This is a genomic window from Vibrio sp. MMG023 (assembly GCF_021654215.1).
GTDB classification, from domain to species: domain Bacteria; phylum Pseudomonadota; class Gammaproteobacteria; order Enterobacterales; family Vibrionaceae; genus Vibrio; species Vibrio jasicida.
This window is the reverse complement of the sequence record NZ_JAKFZP010000022.1, coordinates 1-5,116: the sequence shown is the minus strand read 5'-3', so window position 1 is coordinate 5,116 and position 5,116 is coordinate 1. Positions and strand designations below refer to the sequence as shown.

General features: G+C 38.3%; 6 protein-coding genes. All 6 read right to left on the bottom strand.

Features of this window, described 5'->3' with window-relative positions; translation table 11 throughout:
• Nucleotides 1-116 precede the first annotated feature (116 nt).
• Complete coding sequence (locus tag L1076_RS26685; protein ID WP_237304855.1) at nt 117-626, bottom strand: CbrC family protein; 510 nt, start codon at nt 624-626, stop codon at nt 117-119.
• A gap of 146 nt (nt 627-772) precedes the next feature.
• Entirely contained in the window at nt 773-1,633 is an 861-nt protein-coding gene (locus tag L1076_RS26675; protein WP_072605971.1) for a hypothetical protein, read from the bottom strand.
• A gap of 146 nt (nt 1,634-1,779) precedes the next feature.
• Nucleotides 1,780-2,403 (bottom strand): hypothetical protein, encoded by a 624-nt coding sequence (locus tag L1076_RS26665; RefSeq protein WP_237304851.1) that lies wholly within the window; start codon nt 2,401-2,403, stop codon nt 1,780-1,782.
• 142 nt (nt 2,404-2,545) lie between these two features.
• Nucleotides 2,546-3,229 carry a hypothetical protein gene (locus L1076_RS26660; RefSeq protein ID WP_237304850.1) on the bottom strand — a complete coding sequence of 228 codons (684 nt, stop codon included), beginning with the start codon at nt 3,227-3,229 and terminating at the stop codon, nt 2,546-2,548.
• A gap of 151 nt (nt 3,230-3,380) precedes the next feature.
• Nucleotides 3,381-3,950 (bottom strand): hypothetical protein, encoded by a 570-nt coding sequence (locus L1076_RS26655; RefSeq protein ID WP_155771251.1) that lies wholly within the window; start codon nt 3,948-3,950, stop codon nt 3,381-3,383.
• A gap of 133 nt (nt 3,951-4,083) precedes the next feature.
• Nucleotides 4,084-5,091 (bottom strand): DUF4917 family protein, encoded by a 1,008-nt coding sequence (locus tag L1076_RS26650; protein WP_171314301.1) that lies wholly within the window; start codon nt 5,089-5,091, stop codon nt 4,084-4,086.
• Nucleotides 5,092-5,116: the final 25 nt, after the last annotated feature.

Genomic DNA, 5,116 nt, shown 5'->3' with positions numbered 1-5,116 from the left:
GACCAAGGTGTGAGGCACGCGACCACGACACTTAAATAGACCACCGTAATCACTGAACTTAACTCAAACCAAAAATGCCAAGCGTGCTGAATCACTCTTAAATTGTTTGTTATGTGCTAGTTACAATCGAAAAACCAATATTTCCGTTTACCAAGACTAAACAAATATACTGATACATTACCTGCCTCTGTGTAATTCTTAAGCCTTTCATTCGGTAACGTTGTCCATAGCCAATCAAAGTCTACATCGGTATCTTCCGGAATATAAGCTTCAATGAACTCTTGTTTATCTGTGAAGTCCTCTTTTGAAGCTATTCGCTCAAAAACTGGATACTGGCCACCAATAAATGGCCACTCATGGTCTTGCCAACAAGGTAAGGATGGAGTTTTATAGGTGATCGCCTTTGAGTTTTCTGTATCACTCTCAGCGCAATCGTTAGGTTCAATATCTAGTTCTATCAAAGCGCCAGAAGACAAACAAGAATCACAAATACACTCGATGTCAGTTTGCCCTGGGTACATTCCAGCGTCGAACCATATGCCTACTTTAAAACAAACTGAGCACTGTGTTGGCTCTTCAACCTTGAATGCAAAATTCTCCGTATCAGAGAAAAACTCAAATTTCATTTGTACTCCTTCTGGCACATAACGCCCAATTAAGGTGTGAAGCACGCGACCACTACACTTAGCTAGACCACCGTAAACACTAAACTCAACCCAAACGAAAAATGCCAAGCGTGCTGAATCACTCTTAAATTGTTTGTTAGCACTATTTACTTACGCCCTTTAAATGGCTGACGATCTAACCAACAATTCCAGTTCAGATAACCATCATCAAACTCAATGAACTTGATTAATACCAATGGCAAGAGCCTACACAAAGGCGAAAAATAGTCTGTTAACTTGAAGGTGTCGCCATTTTTAGTAGTTTTTTCAAGCTGTCCATTATGAAACAAGGCGTTTCGTAAATGGACATATGTCATTACTGATTTATGGTGGGAGTCGAGATTTTCCTGCTTTACATCAAAGCCGTAACCAACCAACACTCGAGTTATCGGTGTCGCACAATTTTTAGATTTATAGTCATCTAGAATTGCTCGGCAAAATGATTCAAGTCCCGAAAACAGCAGATAATACGATACATCAATAAAACTGCCACGCCCCCTAAAGACCTCAATACACCTAAAAAAGGCACCTCTGAAAGCTGTGTTTACCGGTGTAGTTTCAGATAACAGAACATCTAAAGATTTGCGTATGAAAACTTCACGTGAATTTTCACTAAATGCATCGTTCATGATTACACAACCACCGCCATTTTGCCTAAAGTGCCCCTGCACTTCTTTGGGGAAGTCATCATCTAAACAGTCATAAGTTTCATTACTTCGTAACTGATTTGTGATTATAACGTCCTTGTGGTCGATAAAAGACAGTACGGCTTCTAAATTAAAGACTAAAGACTTTAATTCATAAGAGCACTCGTCAGATATTTCTAAGAATGCCGTTAAATGATAACAATTCTGATCCGATGCTAACTTCTTAACTTGGGTGAACTGACTGTATAACGGGACTATTCTACACCCGTAAAACTCATATATTTTCGTACATTCATAGCCATAAATACCGACTCTGGTCATTAAATTACTCCATAGCTAGAGAATAGTGCTAACGCCCTGTTAAGGTGTGAGCAACGCAATACCGATGCTGCCGCACATCACCTTAATCACTAGCATCAACGCATGGTAAAAATGCCACGCGTTGCGAATCACTCTTAAACAGTTTGTTAAATTGTTTTTCTTACAAACTTGGAGTATTGTCCATTATTGACACTATCAAATATTAAGTCGATTAGATGTACAGAAGCTCTCGCAGTATCGTATATTGCTCTTTGTGCAGGAGGTAAACCACCTAGTAGTAGTGAATTGGAGTGCAGGCTCAGTTGGGTAACATCCTGCTTCTTGTCTAGGTGCGCGCCACCAAGTTTATCGGCTGAGTACTCTATAATTTCTTTATAACTAAGGTACTGACCATCTACCAAGACTTCTTTCCGATTTATAGCATCAAAAATATCTACTAGTTTATTTCCGGATTCAAACCAACCAATAACACTATTAACTTGTTCAAATGCCAAGCCGTCGAGGAAACTGGCTGGAAGTAAACCTTTTTCAACTTGTTCTTTTGTAGAGTAGCTAACGTAAACCTTTATCTCTATGTCATTGAGCTCATTAATCGTTCTAATGAGAGATTTCGTACCGCTTTTGTACATAAACAGCAAACGCAGTTTTAAAGAAATATCCTTATAGTAAGTCAGTTTCCCTTGCCCCATTAACTCCATATAGTCTTTTAGTTTATTTTGGATATCAAGAAGCTCTTGAATATACCATTCATTTGTTAAAGAAAAGCTCATATAACTCCTTTGTATCGCTGCAATTTAACGCCCAATTAAGGGGTGAACAACGCCTCCCTCACCTAAAGCATTGTGCCATAAACACTAAATTTGAAGTAGAAGCAAAAATGCCAAGCGTTGTGAATCCCTCTTAAATTGCTTGTTAGGGTGTGGTTTCATTGTAATCACTTAATATTTTTATCAATTGAGAGTAATCATAAAACGCACTAGCCCAAGCCTGTAAATTGTCGTTACGGACAGGAACACCTTTCAGTGCGGCTATGCTCATGAAATGGGTGCACTCCTCAATATCTGTTAACAACTTGACGTGCTTAGACTCCATATACTGCATTTTATCAAATGCTTTTTCGATAGTAGACAAACTACGGATACGATAGTTTTCAAGGTAGGACAACCAAGTTATTTTATTGCCAGTAAAATTAACCATTGGAGCTGGACCTTGAGGATTAATTTTAGAAAAAATATCCTCAAATTCTGCTTTGCTTAAAAAATTATCATCATTTTCTTTCCCTACAGCTTTTTTAAAGCTAGAAACCATAGAGTGATGGTCCCCAACAACAGCTTTGGATTTATGCAATATGTACTCTGACATATTTGACTTATCATCTACTTCTTTGATGTGTACAACCAAAATATAAAAGATATAGCTGACTACAAAACCAATACAGAAATTATAGTAAGAGGTCAGTAAACCACTTGCACCATCAAATAATTCTGGAAGCCGAAAAAATATCAAATCATTTAAGATCACTGATAACAGAGCTATCAGCATTGCTATATTTATAAATAGCTTTACTGTGAGGATATATTTTTTAACAAATTTCATTATTCTTCCGTTCTCAAAACACCGAGTAGCACCCTAACGCCCTGTTAAGGTGTGAGCAACGCAATACCATAGCCGCTGCATACCACCTTAATCACTTAAACCAATGCATGATGAAAATGCCACGCGTTGCGAATCACTCTTAAACAGTTTGTTATGCATTTGGATTATTGTAAGGTTCAAATACTTTCAACGCTTCTTTCTCAGCAACTATTTTACTGCAGCAACTAACAAAGCCATAGACACCAATTAAAGTGACAATGGTGTCATTGACTTGATCATAGTTGTTAGGCTGCTTTAATCCCTCAACTAACGACAAATCTTTCTGTAACTTATCAAACTCTCTTGGATATTCAGTCGCTAGAGGCAGAAACTGATCGATTGTTTGCTTTACATCGAAAGGGGCAGAATAGATAAATGTTGAAAGGTATTTTGCAACAAAAGAATTTATTGCATACTGATCATCACGATCAGTCATAGACATTCCGGCTAAAAAGCTTAGAGTCTCATTGAGTGTAGCAAGTGATTTGTCTAACTTGTTGTACTTCTCAGTTTTAAAATCAAAAACCTTTTCACGTGCTTTGTATTCTGAGTTTTTCTCAATCTGTTTAAGCTTTGCTTTTAATTGAATAGTTGCCGTAAAGTATGCTGCGACACCAGTCACCATCGCAGGACCCAAAATTTTAATAGCTTCAATTGCTACATCTTGCCAACTTGTTTCCATAATGCTTCCTAATGCATAACGCCCTGTTAAGGTGTGAGCAACGCAATATCGAAGCTCCCGCATACCACCTTAAACACTTAACGCAACGCATAGTAAAAATGCCACGCGTTGCGAATCACTCTTAAACAGATTGTTATGCTACAGGTTCGTTTAAATCCAACGTTCCAAGAGGATGTGTCGTAGAGTCAAAGAAGTATAGATCTTTGCCTTGTAAGCATTGAGATAATCGAGATTTAAACGAAACGATTTCAGCATTATCGAGAAGCGGCCACACACTTACAGCAACACGAGATATACCGCTGTCGTTAATCGCATCAATGATATGTTGATCGTAATCCTTATGTAACGAATGCCCGAGCACCACTAAACCACCCTTGGTTTTGGTTAGTTTTTCAAAGCAAAAACGCAAATAATCGTTACGCTTAATTCTTGATAATTTCCATTCGGAACTACCCTCAGAAATGAATAGCGGAAATCTTTCAGGGTGGGCAAGATCAAATAGGTCTGTTAAACGTTCTAACCCGTTAGCTGTTAGCTTTTGAGTTTTCCCGTCACTTCGTTCAACCAAATGTATAGCTCCATGCAGATAGTGAAGCTTAGTTCTATCGGCTGGCACTTCTGTGTCTGAGACATCAAAACAGTTTCCCTCACCCCAGAAATAGTCCTTGAAGCGCCATAAATCTGAGTCCATAACTGCCCAATAGGGAATTAGATCATAATTTGTTGTAAATACATTTTTGTATGGTCTTAACTGTCTATTGATCTCCGCCACATCTGCAACACCTGGCGCAATATGTGCGTAGTTAACAGCCGATCCGAGCGCATTCTTAGTGTTTTCATACAGACGCTGAATGTCGTCTTTCTGTGGTTCACCAAGCTGCTCATCGACTAACTTAGCGTGATACAATATCCTCAATACATCTTCAAAGTTTGAACTATTTAAGTGATCAAATAGTGCTAAGCCCTCAGCTTCAAGCTGAACATCAACACGATCACTTTTAGCAAGGTCAAAGAGTGTTCCATAACCAAACTTTTCCCAAATATTGATACTAAAGCCGTTTCCCAAAAGTAAATTTTTCCAGCCGTGTTCAGAAAGTTCGTCCCACTGTACTAAATTTTCATCAATCTTTAATTCAGGCAATTTTGCCTCCTAATTTGATATGTAG

What these genes read in the sequence shown, in the direction of transcription:
- L1076_RS26685 (WP_237304855.1), bottom strand. Translation starts at nt 626, where the DNA reads ATGAAATTTGAGTTTTTCTCTGATACGGAGAATTTTGCATTCAAGGTT.
- L1076_RS26675 (WP_072605971.1), bottom strand. Translation starts at nt 1,633, where the DNA reads ATGACCAGAGTCGGTATTTATGGCTATGAATGTACGAAAATATATGAG.
- L1076_RS26665 (WP_237304851.1), bottom strand. Translation starts at nt 2,403, where the DNA reads ATGAGCTTTTCTTTAACAAATGAATGGTATATTCAAGAGCTTCTTGAT.
- L1076_RS26660 (WP_237304850.1), bottom strand. Translation starts at nt 3,229, where the DNA reads ATGAAATTTGTTAAAAAATATATCCTCACAGTAAAGCTATTTATAAAT.
- L1076_RS26655 (WP_155771251.1), bottom strand. Translation starts at nt 3,950, where the DNA reads ATGGAAACAAGTTGGCAAGATGTAGCAATTGAAGCTATTAAAATTTTG.